Source organism: Pedobacter sp. 10L46_2 (assembly GCF_056395165.1).
In genome coordinates this window covers 1-3,101 of the sequence record NZ_JBFTIZ010000406.1, presented here as the reverse complement: position 1 = coordinate 3,101, position 3,101 = coordinate 1, and the positions used below count along the sequence as shown (strand labels likewise).

The 3,101-nt window shown below is 39.4% G+C and carries 4 protein-coding genes; 2 read left to right on the top strand and 2 right to left on the bottom strand.

From position 1 onward, the window contains the following. The coding region (locus tag AC1DDX_RS25855) for a hypothetical protein (RefSeq protein ID WP_477622863.1) at window positions 1-313 on the top strand (313 nt) is incomplete at its 5' end. A gap of 41 nt (window positions 314-354) precedes the next feature. Here the strand turns inward: AC1DDX_RS25855 and AC1DDX_RS25850 are convergent. Continuing rightward, window positions 355-561 carry a hypothetical protein gene (locus AC1DDX_RS25850; protein ID WP_337716755.1) on the bottom strand — a complete coding sequence of 69 codons (207 nt, stop codon included), beginning with the start codon at window positions 559-561 and terminating at the stop codon, window positions 355-357. 184 nt (window positions 562-745) lie between these two features. Here AC1DDX_RS25850 and AC1DDX_RS25845 point away from each other — a divergent pair, with 184 nt between their 5' ends. Further along, window positions 746-1,204: a ferritin-like domain-containing protein gene (locus AC1DDX_RS25845; protein ID WP_048903225.1), complete on the top strand. Its 459-nt coding sequence runs from the start codon at window positions 746-748 to the stop codon at window positions 1,202-1,204. 76 nt (window positions 1,205-1,280) lie between these two features. Here the strand turns inward: AC1DDX_RS25845 and AC1DDX_RS25840 are convergent, their stop codons facing one another. Continuing rightward, entirely contained in the window at window positions 1,281-2,663 is a 1,383-nt protein-coding gene (locus AC1DDX_RS25840; RefSeq protein ID WP_337716753.1) for an SGNH/GDSL hydrolase family protein, read from the bottom strand. Window positions 2,664-3,101: the final 438 nt, after the last annotated feature.

Below are 3,101 nucleotides of genomic sequence, written 5' to 3'. Positions count from 1 at the left end.
CCTTTTACCACGGGTGGGTATGAAGAGCAGGTGGACATTTACCAACGGAAAAACACTTTACTATTCGAGCAGTTACTCCTATTCGGATGATAAGATTGAATTTAGCGAAACGGATGAAAAAGGAGAACAGGTGACTTACTTCACGCTGACAAAAGTGGCAGACAAGGAAACCAAACTTACCATAGATATCTATAAAGTCAGCAACTGGATTACAGATTTTATTTTAGGATCATCAGGTCAAAAAAAACAGGAAGCTATGCTCCAAAAGTCATTAGAAAATATCATTCCGCTGTTAAAAAAGATTCCTTTGTAATCTGTTATCCAATTAAGATATAACAAAGAATGATAATGCACTCAGGTGCTCTTCTTAACAAGATAGTTTTGAACTAATGAGCCTATAAAGGCAAATAATACTCCAGTTAATACCGCAGTAATAACTACAACTCCCGGTGCCAGCTCATCTGATGGAGCAATATTTCTAAGAAAGATCATTTTAAACATCAAAAGGAAGCCTGCTGCCCCTAAGATAAACCCGCTAATTTTACCTGCTTTGTTTTTCATGATTGATAATGGTTAAGATTTTTCAAATTATTCAAATATGAAGGTAAATAAATAACTTTGTATTACAAAGTACTTTTTAAAAAAATTTACTGTGTGCCTCACAATAACGGAAACACGTGTTTTTATTTTTTTATTTAAAACCGCCTGCGTTTTCAGTTGTTCTACCACCCTAAAACCATTTACCATGAGCACAAAATCAGTATCAGTATTAAACGATCTCACAGAGATCAACAACGACCGCATCGCGGGATTTGAAAAAGCTATCGCAGACATTAAAGATGAAAATGTGGATTTGAAAGCCTTATTTCAGGAGTACAGCAGCCAGAGCCGTAAATTCAGTCAGGAATTGACTGCGATTGTCGCAGGATATGGTGAAGATGTGGAAACAGGCAATAGCGTTGCAGGCACCCTACATCGTGCCTGGATCGATGTAAAATCACTCTTTGGTGGCAGTGATCGTGCCAGCATACTTTCTGAGGCAGAGCGTGGAGAAGATGCGATAAAAGCAGCCTACAAAGTGGCATTAGAAAATGGTGACCTTAGCGGCACAGCATTAGAAACGGTTAGCAACCAGGCCTCAGAGATTAAGTCTGCCCATGATGCAATTAAGGCATTACGTGATGCGGCAAGATCAATGAATTAAGCAATTTTATTTTCGGGGCAATTCTCCTGACAAAGCCACCCAATGGGTGGCTTTGTCGTAAACGATTTCAATTTCCTCATTTCAACTGCACAATTTCCACAAGATGCGATTTTGGCTTATTGATCTGGTAAATCCTCTCGGTTAATTGTTTGATATTATCTTCCCACATTGCCCTCACTTCCGGAAAACGGGCAGTTTGATAAGTTCCCATCTTACTTCTCACAAACCAGTCGGTCTTAGCTTTTTCGGCTACTTTATCAAATGCCTGCTGCGAATCATCAAATAACATATTTTGTGCTTTGAAATAGTTAAAATGCAACCAATAGTACTCCCTAATTTTTTTCTCCAGTTCCAACCTTAAGTCGTTAAGATACATGATCGAAACCGCTTGCTGGTATTGTGGCGTATTGCTCAACAAAGCCATGTTGATGCCCTTTGCAAACGCATCAGCACTAAATGTCCTTATTTTCTTACCATCAATCATCAGGTCATAATTTCCATTTTCCAGATTTTCGACTTTTAAATTTTCCTGATTGAACTCCATGATAAAAGGATATACGGCCAATACATCTGCCTGTGTTTGTGGATTTTCCCATACACCATTAACAGAATCTATTGGAAAAGGTAATGCACTGGCAAAATAGTTGAAACTTAATCCCTGCTCACTTTTTTTCTTAATGTTAACCTTTGCATTCTCTGCCTCAACAAGTCCATTCTTTGTGTCGATGTGAACACTTGCCACGGGTTTACCGGACAGACCCTGACTTTTAAGAAATAATGCTGCCATCACCAGATGTCCACCCCTACCTGGATGGATACGATCTGGCCCTGTAATGGTAAAATCAGGCTTTTTCTTTTGTTCCCTTACGTTGATTTCGGTCATGGGATGAAACAGATCTACATAAGCCCACCCGTTTTTTTTTGCGGCTTCTTGCTGAAAGGCGATAACCTGCTCCATGGCCTTACTTTTGCCCTTGAAATAATTGTTTTTGTTTTCCATGGTCTCGTCATAAGGCGACGAGGACATCATCACAGGTTTGATCTTGGATTGAGCCTTCAATTTATCTGCAAGCAGAACGAAATTCTGCTGTGATTTTGCTACACGCTGTTTTGCTGTTTCGTCGGCATTTGTTTCATTAAACTCAGAATAGCCGCTATCGTTCATTCCAAAGGTAAGGACCACAATATTCGGCTTTTTCGGCAATACATCCTGCTCAAAGCGTTCGTTCATTTGCCCTACAACATCGCCTCCTATCCCAACATTAATTACTGAAATCTTCCGTTCCGGAAAACGTGTCATGTAATACAGCCAAATATTGGATCCGTAGTATCCGGCCTCGGTAATGCTATTCCCCAAAAAGGCGACTCGATCTCCATCGGCAAAAGGTAGAAGCGACTGTGCTTTGATTGTTGTGTTACTTAAAACAGCCAAGAATAAAACAAGGATAATTTTTTTCATGATCGTATATTAATTTGTGCTGGCTGGGGTTTACCCGGCAGATGGCTATTTTTTTTTGCAAACTACTCAATACATCTTTTTTTAGCAATTCATTCTAAACATTTTAGAATGATCACTGTACAATATACTTTTGTTTTACCTTAGCTCCGCCAACAAATAATGATCAATAACATAAAATGTACTCAACAGTATTAGCACTACATTCTCTGGTTCGCTGGCTGGTATTGGCAAGTTTACTTTTTGCTATTTTCCGTGCCTTTAGCGGCTGGAGTTCAAAAAGAAGTTTCTCCAGAGTCGATAACGCCGTAAGACATTGGACTGCGACCATAGCACATATTCAACTTATCTTCGGTCTTGTGCTTTATTTCATCAGCCCCATTGTCAATTATTTTTTGCACAATTTCAACGACGCAGTTCATCGGAGGGAAATCCGTTTTT